This window comes from Microbacterium paludicola, from assembly GCF_039529675.1.
Classification (GTDB): Bacteria; Actinomycetota; Actinomycetes; order Actinomycetales; family Microbacteriaceae; genus Microbacterium; species Microbacterium paludicola.
On record NZ_BAAANG010000035.1, the window covers coordinates 133,577 to 149,908 of the forward strand.

General features: G+C 68.8%; 17 protein-coding genes and 2 pseudogenes. 8 read left to right on the plus strand and 11 right to left on the minus strand.

The features are described from left to right. Positions 1-54 precede the first annotated feature (54 nt). Positions 55-1,503, plus strand: coding sequence for an NCS2 family permease (locus tag ABD161_RS13990; protein WP_344004218.1), 1,449 nt, complete (start codon positions 55-57; stop codon positions 1,501-1,503). 228 nt (positions 1,504-1,731) lie between these two features. On the opposite strand, the gene sucD is transcribed toward ABD161_RS13990, so the two are convergent. From sucD to ABD161_RS14005, 3 genes are all read right to left on the minus strand, one after another. Further along, complete coding sequence (sucD, locus tag ABD161_RS13995) at positions 1,732-2,634, minus strand: succinate--CoA ligase subunit alpha (RefSeq protein ID WP_135114901.1); 903 nt, start codon at positions 2,632-2,634, stop codon at positions 1,732-1,734. A gap of 28 nt (positions 2,635-2,662) precedes the next feature. Then, on the minus strand, positions 2,663-3,829 hold the full coding sequence (sucC, locus tag ABD161_RS14000; RefSeq protein ID WP_344004223.1) for an ADP-forming succinate--CoA ligase subunit beta: 1,167 nt from the start codon (positions 3,827-3,829) through the stop codon (positions 2,663-2,665). 198 nt (positions 3,830-4,027) lie between these two features. Next, entirely contained in the window at positions 4,028-4,186 is a 159-nt protein-coding gene (locus ABD161_RS14005) for a hypothetical protein (RefSeq protein WP_167760767.1), read from the minus strand. A gap of 123 nt (positions 4,187-4,309) precedes the next feature. Between ABD161_RS14005 and ABD161_RS14010 the strand changes: the two genes are divergently transcribed. Further along, the gene (locus tag ABD161_RS14010; protein ID WP_344004227.1) at positions 4,310-5,539 is read left to right on the plus strand and encodes an acyl-CoA dehydrogenase family protein; all 1,230 of its coding nucleotides are present in this window, start codon (positions 4,310-4,312) and stop codon (positions 5,537-5,539) included. A 222-nt stretch (positions 5,540-5,761) separates the two neighbouring features. Then, positions 5,762-7,213 (plus strand): phytoene desaturase family protein, encoded by a 1,452-nt coding sequence (locus ABD161_RS14015; RefSeq protein WP_344004230.1) that lies wholly within the window; start codon positions 5,762-5,764, stop codon positions 7,211-7,213. Positions 7,214-7,543: 330 nt separating this feature from the next. On the opposite strand, the gene ABD161_RS14020 is transcribed toward ABD161_RS14015, so the two are convergent. The 4 genes from ABD161_RS14020 to ABD161_RS14035 all read right to left on the minus strand — a co-directional run bounded on the left by ABD161_RS14020 (position 7,544) and on the right by ABD161_RS14035 (position 11,647). Further along, the gene (locus ABD161_RS14020) at positions 7,544-8,506 is read right to left on the minus strand and encodes a F510_1955 family glycosylhydrolase (protein WP_344004233.1); all 963 of its coding nucleotides are present in this window, start codon (positions 8,504-8,506) and stop codon (positions 7,544-7,546) included. A 15-nt stretch (positions 8,507-8,521) separates the two neighbouring features. Next, complete coding sequence (locus ABD161_RS14025; protein WP_067027607.1) at positions 8,522-9,130, minus strand: DUF305 domain-containing protein; 609 nt, start codon at positions 9,128-9,130, stop codon at positions 8,522-8,524. Between the two features lie 68 nt (positions 9,131-9,198). Next, positions 9,199-9,660 carry a DUF6153 family protein gene (locus ABD161_RS14030; RefSeq protein ID WP_067027609.1) on the minus strand — a complete coding sequence of 154 codons (462 nt, stop codon included), beginning with the start codon at positions 9,658-9,660 and terminating at the stop codon, positions 9,199-9,201. Between the two features lie 43 nt (positions 9,661-9,703). Next, entirely contained in the window at positions 9,704-11,647 is a 1,944-nt protein-coding gene (locus tag ABD161_RS14035; protein ID WP_067027655.1) for a heavy metal translocating P-type ATPase, read from the minus strand. Between the two features lie 30 nt (positions 11,648-11,677). On the opposite strand from ABD161_RS14035, the gene ABD161_RS14040 reads away from it, so the two are divergent. Then, complete coding sequence (locus tag ABD161_RS14040) at positions 11,678-12,025, plus strand: hypothetical protein (protein WP_067027611.1); 348 nt, start codon at positions 11,678-11,680, stop codon at positions 12,023-12,025. Here ABD161_RS14040 and ABD161_RS14045 read toward each other — a convergent pair. Together ABD161_RS14045 and ABD161_RS14050 are read right to left on the minus strand one after the other, a co-directional pair. Next, positions 12,012-12,335, minus strand: coding sequence for a heavy-metal-associated domain-containing protein (locus ABD161_RS14045; protein ID WP_344004247.1), 324 nt, complete (start codon positions 12,333-12,335; stop codon positions 12,012-12,014). The genes ABD161_RS14040 and ABD161_RS14045 overlap by 14 nt on opposite strands. Before the next feature lie 25 nt (positions 12,336-12,360). Continuing rightward, positions 12,361-12,642, minus strand: coding sequence for a metal-sensitive transcriptional regulator (locus tag ABD161_RS14050; RefSeq protein ID WP_067027616.1), 282 nt, complete (start codon positions 12,640-12,642; stop codon positions 12,361-12,363). 113 nt (positions 12,643-12,755) lie between these two features. Between ABD161_RS14050 and ABD161_RS14055 the strand changes: the two genes are divergently transcribed. After that, complete coding sequence (locus ABD161_RS14055; RefSeq protein ID WP_067027657.1) at positions 12,756-13,160, plus strand: four-helix bundle copper-binding protein; 405 nt, start codon at positions 12,756-12,758, stop codon at positions 13,158-13,160. Beyond that, positions 13,157-13,678 carry a DUF305 domain-containing protein gene (locus tag ABD161_RS14060; protein ID WP_344004254.1) on the plus strand — a complete coding sequence of 174 codons (522 nt, stop codon included), beginning with the start codon at positions 13,157-13,159 and terminating at the stop codon, positions 13,676-13,678. The genes ABD161_RS14055 and ABD161_RS14060 overlap by 4 nt, the downstream gene beginning before the upstream one ends. Here the strand turns inward: ABD161_RS14060 and ABD161_RS14065 are convergent. Beyond that, positions 13,668-14,746: pseudogene (locus ABD161_RS14065) on the minus strand (ATP-dependent DNA ligase). The gene ABD161_RS14060 and the pseudogene ABD161_RS14065 sit on opposite strands and share 11 nt — an antisense overlap. A 436-nt stretch (positions 14,747-15,182) precedes the next feature. Between ABD161_RS14065 and ABD161_RS14070 the strand changes: the two are divergent. Next, positions 15,183-15,407 (plus strand): annotated as a pseudogene (locus ABD161_RS14070) (ATP-dependent DNA ligase); the annotation flags it as partial. A gap of 22 nt (positions 15,408-15,429) precedes the next feature. On the opposite strand, the gene ABD161_RS14075 reads toward ABD161_RS14070, so the two are convergent. Continuing rightward, positions 15,430-15,873 carry a MarR family winged helix-turn-helix transcriptional regulator gene (locus ABD161_RS14075; RefSeq protein ID WP_344004257.1) on the minus strand — a complete coding sequence of 148 codons (444 nt, stop codon included), beginning with the start codon at positions 15,871-15,873 and terminating at the stop codon, positions 15,430-15,432. Positions 15,874-15,936: 63 nt separating this feature from the next. On the opposite strand from ABD161_RS14075, the gene ABD161_RS14080 reads away from it, so the two are divergent. Further along, positions 15,937-16,305, plus strand: a complete 369-nt coding sequence (locus ABD161_RS14080; RefSeq protein ID WP_344004260.1) for a VOC family protein — start codon at positions 15,937-15,939, stop codon at positions 16,303-16,305. Positions 16,306-16,332: the final 27 nt, after the last annotated feature.

Sequence of the window (16,332 nt, forward strand, 5' to 3'; positions counted from 1 at the left end):
CGGCCCAGCCGCCCCCCACGTTCACGCGATAGGTTCGAGCGCGGAGGTTTCCCGATGACTACTGCCCCCGCCGGCCGCACCACCGAACCGAAGAACGCGATCGACCGCTTCTTCTCCGTGACCGAGCGTGGTTCCACGTTCGGCGGCGAGATCCGAGGCGGGCTCGTCACGTTCGTCACGATGGCGTACATCGTGATCCTGAACCCGATCATCCTGTCGGGCTCGCCCGATGTGGAGGGGAACCTTCTCCCCTTCCCCGCCGTCGGCGCCGCCACGGCGCTCGCCGCGGGTGTGATGACCATCGCGTTCGGTCTCGTCACCCGGCTGCCGTTCGGCTTCGCCGCGGGCCTCGGGATCAACGCGTTCCTCGCCTTCTCGGTCGTCGGCCAGGTGACCTGGCCCGAGGCGATGGCACTGGTCGTGATCAACGGCCTCGTGATCGTGCTGCTCGCCGCGACGGGTCTGCGGAAGATGATCTTCGACGCGGTGCCGCTGCAGCTGAAGCTCGCGATCACCGTCGGCATCGGGCTGTTCATCGCCTTCATCGGCTTCGTGAACTCCGGATTCGTCACGGCGACGGGCGAGGCCTCCCCTCCCGTCGGCCTCGGCGTCGGCGGATCCGTCGCGACCATCCCGACGCTGCTGTTCGTCGTGACGCTTGTGCTCACGGGCATCCTCGTCGCGCTGCGCGTCAAGGGCGGTCTGCTGATCGGCCTGGCCACGGGCACCGTGCTCGCCGTCATCGCCGAGGCGATCTGGCACCTGGGCGCCGCAGCCGACGGCAACGCGGGCGGGTGGAGTCTGACGGTCCCCGCCCTCACGGGATCGCCGTTCTCCCTTCCCGACCTGAGCCTCGTCGGCGCCGTGGACTTCGGCTTCGACCTCGGTCGGGTCAGCGCGGTCGCGCTCGTGATGATCGTCTTCACTCTGGTGTTCTCGAACTTCTTCGATGCGATGGGCACCATGACGGGCCTGGCGAAGGAGGCCGAGCTCGCCGACGAGAAGGGCGACTTCCCGCGCATCAAGTCGGCGCTGATCGTCGAGGGCCTCGGCGCGGTCGTCGGCGGTGCGACATCGTCGTCCTCGAACACCGTGTTCATCGAGTCGGGCGCCGGCATCGGCGAGGGCGCCCGCACGGGCCTTGCCAACCTCGTCACGGGCGCGATGTTCCTGCTCGCGATGTTCCTGACGCCGCTGACGTCGATCGTGCCCACCGAGATCGCCGCCGCTGCGCTCGTGATCGTCGGCGCGATGATGATGGCGCAGATCGCCCACATCGACCTCGGCGACTTCCGCGTCCTGCTGCCGGTCTTCCTCACCGTGACGGTGATGCCGCTCACCTACTCGATCGCGAACGGCATCGGCGCGGGCTTCGTCAGCTGGGTCGTCATCCAGGCGTTCTCGGGTCGCGCCCGGCGCGTCAGCCCGCTGCTGTGGGTCGTCGCCGCCGGCTTCGTGATCTTCTTCGCCCGCGGTCCGATCCAGGCCCTCGTCGGCGGCTGAGCGACGACGGATCCGAAGGCATCGGCGAATCGGAAGCGAAACCGGATCCGATCCGCCTGCGGATCTGCAGATCCCTTCGGTTTCGCAGACGCGGCAGCGCCCGGAGACGACGAAACCCCCGCCCGAGGGCGGGGGTTTCGCGGAAGCGGATGCTTACAGCGACGCGATGTGTTTCGTCTCGTCGCTGCGCTCCTCGCTCAACAACCGGGACGAGTGATCGCTACGCGATCACAGACCCTGAATCAGTTCGCGCATCAGGGCGGCGGTCTCGCTCGGGGTCTTGCCGACCTTGACGCCGGCGGCCTCGAGGGCCTCCTTCTTCGCCTGCGCCGTGCCGGCCGAGCCGGACACGATCGCACCGGCGTGACCCATCGTCTTGCCCTCGGGGGCCGTGAAGCCCGCGACGTAGCCGACGACCGGCTTGGTGACGTTGGCCTTGATGAAGTCGGCCGCGCGCTCCTCGGCGTCGCCGCCGATCTCGCCGATCATCACGATCGCCTTGGTCTCGGGGTCGGCCTCGAACGCGGCGAGCGCGTCGATGTGCGTCGTGCCGATGACCGGGTCGCCGCCGATGCCGATGGCCGTCGAGAAGCCGAGGTCACGCAGCTCGTACATCATCTGGTAGGTCAGCGTGCCCGACTTCGACACGAGGCCGATCGGGCCCTTGCCCGTGATGTTCGCGGGCGTGATGCCCACGAGCGCCTCGCCCGGCGTGATGATGCCGGGGCAGTTCGGGCCGATGATGCGGGTCTTGTTGCCCTTCGACTGCGCGTACGCCCACGCCTCGGCCGTGTCGCCGACGGGCACGCCCTCGGTGATCACAACGAGCAGCGGGATCTCGGCGTCGATGGCCTCGATCATCGCGTCCTTCGTGAAGGCCGGGGGCACGAACGCGATCGACACGTCGGCACCGGTCTTCTCGATGGCCTCGGCGACCGTGCCGAACACGGGCAGCTCGACCTCGCCCTCGTGCGGCTTCTCGTGCGTGACGGTGGTGCCGGCCTTGCGGGCGTTCACACCGCCGACGACGTTGGTGCCCGCCTTCAGCATGAGCGCCGTGTGCTTGGTGCCCTCGCCGCCGGTGATGCCCTGGACGATGACCTTGGAGTCCTTGTTGAGGTAGATCGACATCTCTTTAGTCCTTTATCCGATCCGGGGCTCAGGCGTTCGCCAGCTCGGCGGCCTTGTCGGCACCCTCGTCCATGCCGGACGCGAGGGTGACGAGCGGGTGGTTCGCGGCGGCGAGGATGGCGCGGCCCTCCTCGACCTGGTTGCCGTCGAGGCGCACGACGAGCGGCTTGGTCGCCGCGTCGCCGAGGATCTCGAGGGCCTTGACGATTCCCTCGGCGACGGCAACGCACGACGTGATGCCGCCGAAGACGTTGACGAAGACGCTCTTGACCTGCTCGTCGCCGAGGATGACGTCGAGGCCGTTCGCCATGACCTGCGCGTTGGCGCCGCCGCCGATGTCGAGGAAGTTGGCGGGCTTCACGCCGCCGTGCTTCTCGCCGGCGTACGCGACGACGTCGAGCGTCGACATGACGAGGCCGGCGCCGTTGCCGATGATGCCGACCTGGCCGTCGAGCTTGACGTAGTTCAGGCCGTTCGCCTTGGCCTTCGCCTCGAGCGGGTCGGCGGCGTCCTTGTCCTCGAGCTCCTCGTGCTCGGGGTGGCGCACCTCGCTCGCGTTGTCGTCGAGGGTGATCTTGCCGTCGAGGGCGATGATGTCGCCGGCGCCCGACAGGATGAGCGGGTTCACCTCGACGAGGGTCGCGCCCTCGCCCTTGTAGACGTCGTACAGCTTGACGAAGACGTCGGAGACCTTCTCGACGAGGTCCTCGTCGAAGTTCGCGGCGCGCGCGATCTCGACGGCCTTCTCCTTGGTGATGCCGTCGAGGGGGTTCACCTCGATGCGCGCGAGCGCCTCGGGCTTCTCGACCGCGAGCTGCTCGATCTCCATGCCGCCCTCGACGCTGCACAGCGACAGGTACGAGCGGTTTGCCCGGTCGAGCAGCACCGAGAAGTAGAACTCGCGGGCGATGTCCGCGCCCTGCGCGACCATGACGCGCTTGACGATGTGGCCCTTGATGTCGAGACCGAGGATCGCCTTGGCCGCCTCGTACGCCTCGTCGGGGGTCTTGGCGACCTTCACGCCGCCGGCCTTGCCGCGCCCGCCGGTCTTGACCTGGGCCTTGACCACCACGACGCCGCCGATCTTCTCGGCCGCTGCCTTCACCTCCTCGGGGGTGTCGGCGACGATGCCGGCGAGCACCGGCACCTCGTACTTCTCAAAAAGGTCTCGAGCCTGGTACTCGTACAGGTCCACGTTGCAATCCTTCGGTGGGGCCACGGGAGGAGACTGATTGTCTCGACGTCGAGAGATCTCGACCGAGGTCCCAGCCTACTACCGCCCGGTGAATGGCCCCGTTCAGGGTTCCCGGTGAGCGCTCATCCGGATCCGCGCTCCGACATGCAGAACGCGGCCCCGGATGATCCGGAGCCGCGTTCGCGAAGTATGGGGCCGTTACCGAGACGTCTTGCTGAAGTGCATCGGCAGCGCCATCGCCAGGCACACGGCGATGATGCCGGCGGCGAAGACGACCGGCTGCAGGAAGTCGATCATGAACGCCACCGCGAACAGCGCGAAGCCGCCGAGGAAAAGCAGCAGCGAGATGATGAACATGAAGACCTCCGTGTGGCGTCGCCTGGAACCTCGTCAAGTCTAGGGCACCGGATGGGGCCCTCCCGCTGGCGGAGACCTCCAAAGCACTCGGGCCCCGGCGTCACTCCGACGTAGCCTGACGGCATGGCATCGGAGCTCTTCCCCGGAGAGAACGTCCTCTCCTACGACGTGACATCCCCTCTCGACACCGACTACTACACGGTGTTCGCCGACGTGGCGGGAGAGGACCGCGCACAGTGGGCTCGGGCCCGCGAGGTCGGCGAGGCCCTCGCGCCGCGTATGGCCGACGCGTGGGACAAGGCGGAGTACCCCCTCGAGGTGATCCCCGCCCTGGGCGAGGCCGAACTCTACGTCGACGGCATCGAGCACCCCGACCTGACGCCGATGTCGCCGCTCGCGGCGGGCCTGGTGAACATGGAGATCTCGCGCGCGGACGGCTCGCTCGGCACGGTGCTCGCGGTGCAGGGAGGCCTCGCGCTTCGCACGCTCGCGCTGTTCGGCAGCCCCGAGCAGCAGGAGCGCTGGCTCGGCCCGATCGCGCGCGGCGAGGTCCCCGGGGCGTTCGCGCTGACGGAGCCGGACCACGGATCCGACTCGACCTCGCTGGAGACGAGCGCCCGCTGGGACGGCGACGGATGGATCCTGCGCGGGACGAAGAAGTGGATCGGCAACGGCGCCTCCGGCGGCGTCACCTTCGTGTGGGCGCGCGTCGACCGCGAGGGCGACCCCGACCACGGTCAGGTGCGCTGCTTCCTCGTCGAGCAGGAGACCCCCGGCTACACCGGCAGGGTCATCACCGGCAAGCTCTCGCTGCGCGGCATCCACCAGGCGCACATCACGCTCGACGACGTGCGCCTGCCCGCCGACGCGGTGCTTCCCGGCTCGCACTCGTTCCGCGACACGTCGACCGTGCTGTTCGCGACCCGATCCGGTGTCGCCTGGTCGGCGCTCGGCCACGCGACCGCCTGCTACGAGGCGGCGCTTGCGTACTCGACCCAGCGGATCCAGTTCGGCAAGCCGCTCGCGAAGTTCCAGATGGTGCAGGAGCGGCTCACGGTCATGCTGTCGCAGCTCACCGCGATGCAGCTGTACTGCCGCCGTCTCGCCGAGCTCGAGGCCGCGGGTGCCCTGCGCCCCACGCAGGCATCGCTGGCGAAGTTCCACAACACCCGCACCGCGCGCGACATCGCCCGCACCGCCCGCGACCTGCTCGGCGGCAACGGCATCCTGCTCGAGAACCGCGTCATGCAGCACCTCGCCGACATCGAGGCGATCCACACGTACGAAGGCACCGAGAGCGTGCAGGCCCTCATCATCGGCCGCGACATCACCGGCGTCGGCGCGTTCGTCTGAGGGGTTTGTATGTGGGGTCGACGCTTTTCCGGTCGTTGAGCGAAGTCGAAACCATCGCCCCCCTCGTTCGTTGAGCGACGAGCGAAGCGAGGAGTCGAAACGGTGCCACATCCCCACGGGTTCGACCCCCGCGGGGTCTGGACCGTTTCGACTCGCTTCGCTCGCTCAACGAACAGGGAGGTGAACCGCGCGCCCACGCAAGCACAGTGACAGACTGAAGCCATGCCTCGCGCAACCGTGGTGGGAAGCGGCCCGAACGGCCTCGCGGCCGCCGTGACCCTCGCCCGGGCGGGCTACGCGGTGACCGTCCTCGAGGCCGCCGACACGATCGGCGGCGGCACGCGCACGGCCGAGGTCACCCTGCCGGGCTTCCGCCATGACGTCTGCTCGGCGATCCATCCGGCGGCCATCACGTCGCCGTTCTTCCGCGCGTTCGGGCTCGACGAGCGGATCGGCTGGATCGTTCCCGATGCGTCCTACGCGCAGCCGCTCGACGGCGGCCGCGCCGCGATCGCGTGGCGCGACATCCAGCGCACGGCGACCGAGCTCGGGCCGGACGGCCGCGCGTGGCGCGCGCTCGTGCGCCCGCTCGCCCGCCGCATCGATGGGGTGCTCGACTTCACCGGGAACCAGCTGCTGCGCGTTCCCCGCGATCCGCTGGCGACCATCCGCTACGGGCTGCGTGTGCTCGAGGCGGGAAGCGCGCTCGGTCGACGCACCTTCCGCGCCGAGCGCGCGGCCGCCCTGCTGAGCGGCGTGCTCGCCCACGCGAACACGGCCCTGCCGTCGCTGGCGGCCGCGGCATCCGGAGTGATGCTCGCCGCGCTCGCCCACACCGACAGCGGCTGGGCCTATCCCGTCGGGGGCGCGCAGGCGATCCCGGATGCGCTCGCCGACGACCTTCGCGCACACGGCGGGCTGATTGAGACCGGCCGGCGCGTCGACGATCTCGCCTCGCTCGACTGGGGCGACCCCGCCGCCGGCGATCTGCTGCTGCTCGACACGTCACCGCGCCTCGTGCTCACCCACCCCGACATCCCGGCCGGCTACGCCCGGGCCATCCGCTCGTACCAGTACGGCGCCGCGGCGGCGAAGGTCGACTTCGCCCTCGATGGCCCCGTTCCCTGGACGAATCCGGATGTCGCCCGGTCGCCGACCGTCCACGTGGGCGGCACGCGCGCCGAGGTCGAGGAGAGCGAGAACGCCGTCGCCCGTGGGCGGGTGTCCGAGCGGCCGTTCGTGCTCACGGTGCAGCCGTCGGTGCTGGATCCGACCCGAGCCCCCGCGGGCAAGGCGGTGCTGTGGGCGTACATGCACGTGCCGCACGGCTCGACGCTGGATCCGACCGAGCACATCACGCGTCAGATCGAGCGCTTCGCGCCGGGCTTCCGCGACCGGATCCTCGCGTCGCACGCGGTGCCCGCGTCCGGCCGGGAGGCGCTGAACCCCGCGGAGATCGGGGGCGACATCCTCGGCGGCGCCTTCACGATGGCGCAGGCGTTCCGCCGTCCCCTCGCGTCGACCGCGCCCTGGCGCACGCCGATGAGGGGCGTCTACCTCGCGTCGGCCTCGACCCCGCCCGGCCCGGGCGTCAACGGCATGGCCGGCTGGCACGCCGCCCGCACGGCCCTCGCCGACGCGGGCGAGCCCGCGCGTCTGAACGACCTGTTCTGAGGAGTCATCGATGGCGATCGAGCGGAATCCCGCAAGTGCCGAGCGAGCGGTGCCTCGTGCGAGCGAAGCGAGCGTGGAGCGAAGCGACCCCGCAGCGCGCAGCGCTGCCGCGACGGAGCGGAGCGACGGCGCCTCGCTCGCGGAGTGCCCCCGAAGGGGCGCCCGACCGCGTGCGACCGCTTCTGAAAAGGACTCCCACGACATCCCCGCGCCGATGCTCGCCAAGGCCGTGGCCGCGATCCCGGATCCGGCGAAGCATCCCGGCGGGCTCATCTTCGAGCCGAAGTGGGACGGGTTCCTTCACTGAACCCGGGAAGGCCCGGTCGGACGTCAAGTGTGCGGCTCCGGGCGGAAGATCTCTTCCCAGGTGGTACCGAAGTCACGTGTCGTGACCACGCCACGTTGGTCGACGAGGGCGATCTCGTCGCCCGGCGTGACGGTGAGGGCCTGGGCGGCACCTTCGTACTCGCCTCCGGTGGCCCACTCGCCGCTGGGGAGCTGGTAGACGAGTGTGTTGTCGAAGCTGGTGCCGACCAGTAGCCCCAGGCTGTTCGTCGCGATCAGAACCATCCGCGGCGCAGTCTCGTCGAGGTCGAACGTCGCACCCGCGTCACGGCTGACATAGAGCCCTTCGGGAGTGGTCGCGTAGACGGTGTCGGAATCGTCGGGGTCGGCGAGCATGTCGCGTGCGTCGACGCCGACTCCGTCGTTCCAGGTGCGCCCGCCGTCGTCGGAGCGGTAGACGATGCCGAAGTTGTTCGCGTAGATGCGATTCGGATCGGATTCGCTGATGGCGAGGTCGTGGAAGTCGGCCTCACCGGTGAATGCGACGTTCGTCCAGGTGCGGGCGTTGTCGTCGGAGCGGATGAGGCCGAGATTCTGGCCGGCGAAGTGGTCGGGGCTGTTCGGCCCGGGGTGTCCGGAGGCATAGAGCTGACCGTCGACGGCGGTGAACCCCATGGCGTCGAAGTCGTTGCCGGCGACCGGTCCGCTGAGCTCCGCCGAGCGGGTGAGGGCGTCGAGTTGGTAGATGCCGCCGTGGCTGGCGATGAGCAGACCGCCCGTCTCGGGGTCGGAGGCGAGCCCGTGGATGTGCTCGAGGGCCACCTTGGTGTCGTGGTCGGGGTCCTCGGCTCGGATCAGAGCGCAGCCGGTGAAGAGGGGCGCAGTCAGGGCAAGGGCGGCGAAGGCGGCCAGGCGCCGTCGGGGAATGGCGGGGGTGAAAGGCATGGGAGATCTCCGGGATGGTTTGGGCAGGGCGGAGCCGGTGACCCACCCGGGCGGGGTGGCCACCGGCGTGGCGGGTGCTCACAGCTGGGCGAGCAGCTCCTGCATCTCGGTGATCTCGGCGGTCTGGTCCTCGACGATCTTCTGCGCGAGGGCGACGGCGTCGGGGTTCTGGCCGTTGTCGATCTGGGCCTGAGCCATGTCGATCGCGCCCTGGTGGTGCATGATCATCTGCTCCAGGAACAGGCTCGATGCGGTTTCGCCGTCGGCTTCCTCGAGGGCGGCCATCTCCTCTTCGGACATCATGCCGCCGCCGTGGTCCATCCCACCCATGTCGGTGTCCTGGCCCCAGTCTTCGAGCCACTGGTTCATGGTCTCGATCTCCGGGCCCTGAGCGGCCTTGATGCGCTCGGCAAGCGCGACGACGTCTGGGTGAACCCCGTCCTTGGCCAGCAGAGTGTCGGACATCTCTATGGCCTGCTGGTGGTGCATGACCATCTCCATCGCGAACGTCACGTCCGCGTCGTTGAACACCGCGCCACTGGCCTCAGCGGAGGCGCTGGGCGAGCTGCTGGTGCCGTTGCCGTGGTCCATGCCTTCCATATCGGAGCCACCGGTGTCGCTGCAACCGGTCAGGACGAGCGCGGTCGCGAGGATGCCGGCGTGGAACGCAATCGTGCGGATCTTCATGAGGGTCTGTCTCCTAAGTCGTTGTTGAGGGGCGTGCCGAAGCACGGGATCTGCGACAGCAGATGACCTCAGGTGCGACTGATGGAGAGGACGTTCAGATCGGGAGGAACCGGCGGCGCCTCCGTGAGCGTCGCCGTGGCATGTGGCGGCGCCTGAGCGCGCGCAATGGTGACGACCCGGCCGGGGCGAATGGCGAGGACGATGCTGACGGCGAGCAGGGCGAGCACGCACGCCATGAACGCCATCGCGTCCATGCCGCCCCCGCAGTCGCCCTCAGCGCAGGGATCCGCCGCGGAATGATCACCGGCTGTAGCCGCGTCCGGGCTCGCGACGTCAACCATCGCGGGCTCACCGCCATGGTGCGTGCTCTCGCTGATCACCACGGGAGCGTGGTGGGTGCTGCCGCTGCTGAGCACGTGCATGCCGACTAGGCCAATCAGCACCCCGATGACGGCCGCGGCGGTGAGTAGGAAGGTGCGCGCCAGTGTGGCGCTCGGACGCATCGCCTGGCGCAGCGTCATCACGCTCATCAGCGCACCTCCCTTCCCGCTCACAATCTACGAAACCCGCCTGTCAGGCACCACGCAAGACCGCTGCAGCGGTGATCTCGGGGCGCATGTCCAGCCGGCGCAACAGCTGCGCGTTCAGCGCGACGACGATCGTCGACAGCGACATCAGGATCGCCCCGACCGACATCGGGAGCACGAACCCGAACGGGGCGAGCACCCCGGCGGCGAGCGGGACGGCGATCAGGTTGTAACCGGCAGCCCACCACAGGTTCTGCTTCATCTTCCGGTAGCTTGCGCGCGACAGCTCCATCACCGACAGCACCGATCGCGGGTCGTCGCTGGCGAGGATGACACCGGCGGAGGCGATCGCGACGTCGGTGCCCGCACCGATCGCTATACCCACGTCGGCCTGGGCGAGGGCGGGAGCGTCGTTGACGCCGTCGCCGACCATCACGACCTTGCGGCCCTCCTCCTGCAGCTGCTTGACCTTGGAGGCCTTGTCCTCGGGACGCACGCCGGCGAAGAACCGGTCGATGCCAAGCTCCTCGGCCACGGAGGCGGCGACCGCTTCCGCATCGCCGGTGATCATCACGACCTGGACGCCGCGGACGTGGAGCGCCTCGATCGCCTCCCGGGACTCGCTGCGGATCTCATCGGCCAAGCGAAGCGCCCCGGCGACCTGACCGTCGATCAGGATGTGCAGGATGATCGCCCCCTCGCGGCGCCACTCGTCCGCGACGGGCAACTCGGCGGATCCCTCCTGCTCGAGCAGGTAGGGGCCGCCGACCTGTACCAGGTGCCCGTCGACGGTGGCGCGCACGCCGACCGCCGGTGAGGACTCGAACCCGGAGGATCCCGGCACCGCCAGTCGCTTCTCGCTCGCGCCGTTCACGATCGCGCGTGCCAGGGGGTGCTCAGAGTCCGCCTCGGCCGCCGCAGCGAGGGCGAGCAGCCGATCGGCGTCGATCCCGCCGGCGGGGTGCACCGCGGTGACCGCCGGAGCGCCCTTCGTCAGGGTGCCGGTCTTGTCGAACAGGACCGTGTCGATGGTGCGCATACTCTCCAGCGCCAACCGGTCCTTGATGAGCACTCCGCCGCGCGCGGCCCGCTCGGTGGCGATGGACACCACCAGCGGGATCGCCAGGCCCAGAGCGTGGGGGCAGGCGATCACGAGGACGGTGATGGTGCGGACCACGGCCTGATCTGGGAGGCCCAGCAGCGTCCATACCAGCGCGGTGATGACGCCTGCGATCAGGGCGAACCAGAACAGCAGCGCCGCGGCGCGGTCAGCGATTCGCTGCGCGCGGGACGAGGAGTTCTGCGCTTCGGCAACCAGCCGCTGGATGCCGGCGAGGGTGGTGTTCTCTCCGATCGCGGTGATCTCCACGCGCAGGCCCGAATCGGTCGCGACGGTGCCGGCGACGACCTGGTCGCCCTCGGAGCGGCGGACCGGGCGGGATTCGCCGGTGATCATGGCCTCGTCCATGCTCGCGGAGCCCTGCACGACCCGCCCGTCTGCGGGCACGCGGCCGCCCGGGCGGACCACCACGACGTCCCCGACACGCAGGTCGGCGGGGGCGACGGTGACGGTGGTGTCGCCCTCGATGCGCTCGGCCTCGTCCGGCAGCAGCGCGGCGAGGGAGTCCAGCGCGGACGTCGTCTGGGCAAGGGAGCGCATCTCGATCCAGTGCCCCAGCAGCATGATGACGATCAGCAGCGCGAGCTCCCACCAGAAGTCGAGCTCATGGTGCAGGACGCCCAGGCTCGCGCCCCACGAAGCCAGGAACGCGACCGTGATGGCCAGACCGATCAGCAGCATCATCCCGGGCTTGCGGGTGCGCAGCTCGCTGACCGCGCCGGTGAGGAAGGGCGCACCGCCCCACACGTACATCACCGTGCCGAGCACGGGTGAGATCCAGCTCACCCATGCGGCGTCGGGCAGCGCGTACCCGAGCAGCATGGCGAACATGCTCGAGAACGCCACCACCGGCACGGCGAGGGCGAGCATGATCCAGAACAGGCGGCGGAACTGCCCCACGTGATCACCGTGACCGGCATGCCCGCCATGGCCGACGTGCCCGCCATGACCAGCGTGCGCGGCTTGACCGGGATGCGCGCCGTGATTGTGCTCCGCTTGATCGTGACCGCTGTGGTCCTGGCTGCCGTGCGCTGCCGGTTCGGTCGCGACGGCTTCGCGCATACCCTCGGCGGTTGCCTCGGGATCCGTGTGCTCCGTGGTGCTGTCGTGTCCGGCGCGGTTGTGGCCGGTGTGCCCGTGCATGGTGTGATCGTGCTGGCTCATCGGAGCCTCCTCTGCGAGTTGCCGCCGCTGGACGGCCGGGAGGGCAGGAGTGGGTGGATGCTCGGCCGTGTCAGGCGTCGCTGACGGTGTAGCCGGCCTCAGCGACGGCGACGCGCAGCGCATCGGCGTCGACGGGAGCGGAGCTTCGGACCGTGACGGTCGAGGTGCCGCCCGCGGTGAGCGCGACCGACACGTCGTCCACGCCGGGAACCGCGGACAGCTCTTGGGTGACGCTGGCAATGCAGTGCGCGCACGTCATCCCCTCCACCAGCAGCGTGGCCGACAGTCCCGCTTCCACGGGCAGCTGTTGCGTCGTCGAGGCGCTCGGGTCGGCGCAGCAGGCGCATCCGACGCCGGCGTCCTTGAGACCCAGCTCGACTCGTTCGATCGTCATGATGATGTCCTTCCGGTGACGTGGTTCACGAGCGCACCAGGCGCGCGATGGCGGCGTTGGCTTCGCGGATCTTCTCCTCCGCGACCGGCCCGCCCTGCGCGGTCGCCTCGGCCACGCAGTGGCTGAGGTGGTCGCCGAGCAGCGACAGTGCCACCGCTTCGAGGGCCTTCGTCGCTGCGGAGACCTGCGTGAGGATGTCGATGCAGTAGTCGTCGTTCTCGACCATCCGCGCGATCCCCGCGACCTGTCCCTCCGCGCGGCGCAGCCTCTTCAGCAGCGCTTCCTTGTTGTCCGCGTACCCGTGCACGCGCCAATGATACATACCCCCACGGGGTATGCAACCCGGTGGGGGAATCTGTGCCGAGGCCCTACCGTGCCGAGGGTCGGGGAAGCGCCCCGATCGAGGAGAAGGAGGACGATATGACTGTTGCAGAGCAGATGCTGACCACTCACCCCCGGGCGGGCGCCGGCGCCGACACCGCGGCCTTGGTGCGCTGTATCGAGGCGTGCGTGGAGTGCGCCCAGGCGTGCACCGCGTGCGCAGATGCCTGCCTGAGCGAAGAGATGGTGGCTGACCTGACCGCGTGCATCCGCAAGAACCTCGACTGCGCCGACGTCTGCGCGACGACCGCCGCGGTCCTGTCGCGCCAGACCGGCTCGAACACCGACGTCCTGCGCGCCCAGCTCGAGGCATGCCGCGCGGCCTGTGCGTCGTGCGCGGCCGAGTGCGAGACGCACGCCCAGATGCACGAGCACTGCCGGGTGTGCGCCGAGGCCTGCCGCCGCTGCGAGCAGGCGTGCGCGGAGCTGTTGGGGGCACTGTGAGCCAGGCCAGGCACCACTCCGAGCACGAGGGCATGCCGCACTCGAAGCAGGGCGGGATGCAGCACGGGGGGATGGCGAGCTACGGCAAGCTCGCCATCTCCCTCGCACTCAGCTTCATCGTGATGTACCTGCTCACCTTCGCGATGATCAACGTCTTCGCCGACTTCCTGCCCAACATCAGCAACCTCTACATGGCGCTGATGATGGTGTTCCCGATGGGGATCATCATGATCGCCGTGATGTGGAAGATGTTCCCCAACAAGCCACTCAACATCGGACTGCTCGTCGGCTTCGCCGCGCTGTTCGTGGTGGCGTTCCTCATGGGCCGAGCAGAAGCATTCGTCGGGGATGACCAGTTCCTGCGGTCGATGATCCCGCACCACTCCCGCGCGATCCTCGTCTGCGAGCAGTCCAACATCACCGACTCCGAGATCGTCACGCTGTGTGAGCAGATCGTTCAGTCCCAGCAGGAGGAGATCGACCAGATGAAGGACATCCTCGAGCGGCTCAACGATTAGGGGTGGTGTTAAGCACCTCCGTGAGGCGAAAATCGACCGGCTTCTCGAGCTGCTCGTACGTGCATGTCGTCGGGTCTCGGTCCGGACGCCACCGCCGGAACCTGGCCGTGTGTCGGAACCGGTCTCCCTGCATGTGGTCGTACGCCACTTCGACGACCAGTTCGGGGCGAAGCGGGACGAAGGAGAGGTCTTTGCCCTGGCTCCACCGGCTTGAGTGCCCGGCATCCGGTCTTCCGTCGCAGTTCCAGCAGCGCCGGGCTGCACCCACGGATGGTCGTCCGTGCCGGCCTCCAGGTGCTTCAGTTCCTCGATCAGCGCCGCCCGCCGCGCTGTCGTGAACGAAGCGGAGACGCCAACATGCTGGAGTCGCCCGCCGTCGTACAGTCCGAGCAGGAGTGACCCGAGGAGCGGCTTGCTCGGTGTCGAGCTCTTGTGAAGCCTGTAACCGGCGACCACGCAGTCGGCTGTGCGCTCGTGCTTCACCTTGAACATCACTCGCTTATCCGGCTGGTACACGGCATCGAGCGGCTTGGCGACGACACCATCCAATCCAGCGCCCTCGAACCGGGTGAACCAGTCCTGCGCGCGGGAGAGCTCGGACGTCTTCGGGGTCAGGTGGATGGGAGCGTCGGCATCGACGAGCGCATCCTCGAGCCGCTGACGGCGCTCTCCAAAAGGAAGCGCCATGAGGTCGTCGTCCTCCTCGGCGAGGAGGTCGAACGCGATGAAGGATGCCGGCGATTGCGCAGCGAGAAGCTTGACGCGGCTGGCTGCAGGGTGAATGCGTTGCTGCAGCAGATCGAAGTCCAACCGCTCACCGCGGATGATGACGATCTCTCCGTCCAGCACGCACCGTTCGGGCGTCGTGTTCTTCAGTGCCTCGACCAGCTCGGGGAAATAGCGGGTCATGGGCTTCTCGTTGCGGCTGCCAAGGATGATCTCGTCGCCGTCGCGGAAGACTATGGTCCTGAATCCATCCCATTTGGGCTCGACGTGCCCCAGATCGGGGATCGACGAGACCGCTTTAGCGAGCATCGGCGCTACGGGCGGCATCACTGGCAGGTCCATGGAAACATCCTGGCCGCATCTGCAGCTTTCGTCGCGATACTCAGCTGCCCGGAACCGCTTCGCTGGCGCGCTGCTTGGCAAGAGCCTCGTCTCGGCGTCGACGGATGTGCACCAAGCTCTCCTCGAGGGCGGCTACCTCGCCGAGCCAGACGTGCCGTCTGGCTTCCTCGAGACGTCCCTCGGCGTTGACCGCCATCTCTTCAAGGCGCGGGCTCTGTCGCGGGTCCACGTCCAGGAAGCGGCATTTCGCGCACGCGCTTTCGTGCACGCACGGCGTCGCGTACGGCCGGTGACAGTCGCCGAGCGCGACCTTGCGCAGCAGGAAGTGCTGCTCGAAGTCGCCCCACTCCGCCTCCGTCGCCTGTCGGAACTCGCCCTCGGGTCGCGCGCCCCGACGCCGTTCGATGAAGGCCTGGTGCGCTTGAACGACTTCTTCCGGTCGCGCTTCTCGTCGGGCAAGGACGTGACGTACGTGCCGCTGCGCCCCGAGCGCGTGCTCGAGGTGCGCTATGACCAGCTGGAGGGCGATCCCGCGTTCCGGATGCGCTTTCGCCACACCGTGCAATTCGAGCGATGGCGCCCCGACCGCGAGGCGACATCCTGCCGCTTCGACCAGCTCGACGTGCCGGCGAAGTACGACCTCGGCGACGTCATCGACTGACCGTCGAGCAGGGCGCGGGGGCTCAGTGGCGCAGGGAGTGGACCATGCCCTGCAGGATCCGCAGGGCGTCCGCCTTGTCGGTCTCTGTCATCCCCGCCAGCATCCGGATCTCCACCGATCGAACGGCCGCGGACGCCACCTTGAGCCTCTCCCGGCCGCGAGCCGTGAGCCGCGCCGGAAGGGCCTTCCCGACCGGGGGCTGCGCAGGTCGTGCCACGTATCCGTCACGCTCCAGCGCCTGGAGCAGCACATTCATCGACTGCCTCGTCACGAACGCGCCCCGAGCGAGCTCCGAGTTCGACAAGCCCGGCCGCTGCGCCAGGAGCTCCAGGCACGAATAGTGAGTGATCGTCATCCCCAGCGGCCGCAGCACGTCCTCCATCGCGGCGCGGAGAGCGCTCGACGCCTCCTTCAGCACGTACCCCAGTGATGTCTCGAGGTCGATGCCGCTGCGCGCTTGACTCATGTCAGCATTCTGACATAGTCTCTGACGTGTCAGAAAACTGACACAAAAGGAAGAAGCACACTCATGCCTGCCACCGGTCCCGACTTCATCTCACTCCAGGTACGCGATCTCGACGCCTCGCAGGCGTTCTATGAGCGATACCTCGGCCTCGCCCGCACCCCCGCGGGGCCTTCGCACGCCGTCGTCTTCGAGACGAAGCCGATCGCGTTCGCGCTGCGCGACATCGTTCCCGGCACCGATCCGGCGTCTGGGGATCACCCCGGAGCCGGCGTCGCCATCTGGCTGCACGCCACCGACGTCCAGGTCATTCACGATGCTCTGGCAGCCGACGGACACACGATCGTCGCGGACCCTTTCGACGGTCCCTTCGGCCGGACGTTCACGTTCGCAGATCCCGACGGCTATCGGATCACCCTCCACGACCGCGCCTGACGCCGCCGCGCCTCACACGCGCGGATC

Bases quoted from the DNA above. Each gene is read 5' to 3' on its own strand.
- ABD161_RS13990 (WP_344004218.1), top strand. From the start codon at position 55: ATGACTACTGCCCCCGCCGGCCGCACCACCGAACCGAAGAACGCGATC.
- sucD (WP_135114901.1), bottom strand. From the start codon at position 2,634: ATGTCGATCTACCTCAACAAGGACTCCAAGGTCATCGTCCAGGGCATC.
- ABD161_RS14005 (WP_167760767.1), bottom strand. From the start codon at position 4,186: ATGTTCATCATCTCGCTGCTGCTTTTCCTCGGCGGCTTCGCGCTGTTC.
- ABD161_RS14010 (WP_344004227.1), top strand. From the start codon at position 4,310: ATGGCATCGGAGCTCTTCCCCGGAGAGAACGTCCTCTCCTACGACGTG.
- ABD161_RS14015 (WP_344004230.1), top strand. From the start codon at position 5,762: ATGCCTCGCGCAACCGTGGTGGGAAGCGGCCCGAACGGCCTCGCGGCC.
- ABD161_RS14025 (WP_067027607.1), bottom strand. From the start codon at position 9,130: ATGAAGATCCGCACGATTGCGTTCCACGCCGGCATCCTCGCGACCGCG.
- ABD161_RS14030 (WP_067027609.1), bottom strand. From the start codon at position 9,660: ATGAGCGTGATGACGCTGCGCCAGGCGATGCGTCCGAGCGCCACACTG.
- ABD161_RS14035 (WP_067027655.1), bottom strand. From the start codon at position 11,647: ATGCTCGCCCTCGCCGTGCCGGTGGTGGCGTTCTCGAGCATGTTCGCC.
- ABD161_RS14045 (WP_344004247.1), bottom strand. From the start codon at position 12,335: ATGACGATCGAACGAGTCGAGCTGGGTCTCAAGGACGCCGGCGTCGGA.
- ABD161_RS14055 (WP_067027657.1), top strand. From the start codon at position 12,756: ATGACTGTTGCAGAGCAGATGCTGACCACTCACCCCCGGGCGGGCGCC.
- ABD161_RS14075 (WP_344004257.1), bottom strand. From the start codon at position 15,873: ATGAGTCAAGCGCGCAGCGGCATCGACCTCGAGACATCACTGGGGTAC.
- ABD161_RS14080 (WP_344004260.1), top strand. From the start codon at position 15,937: ATGCCTGCCACCGGTCCCGACTTCATCTCACTCCAGGTACGCGATCTC.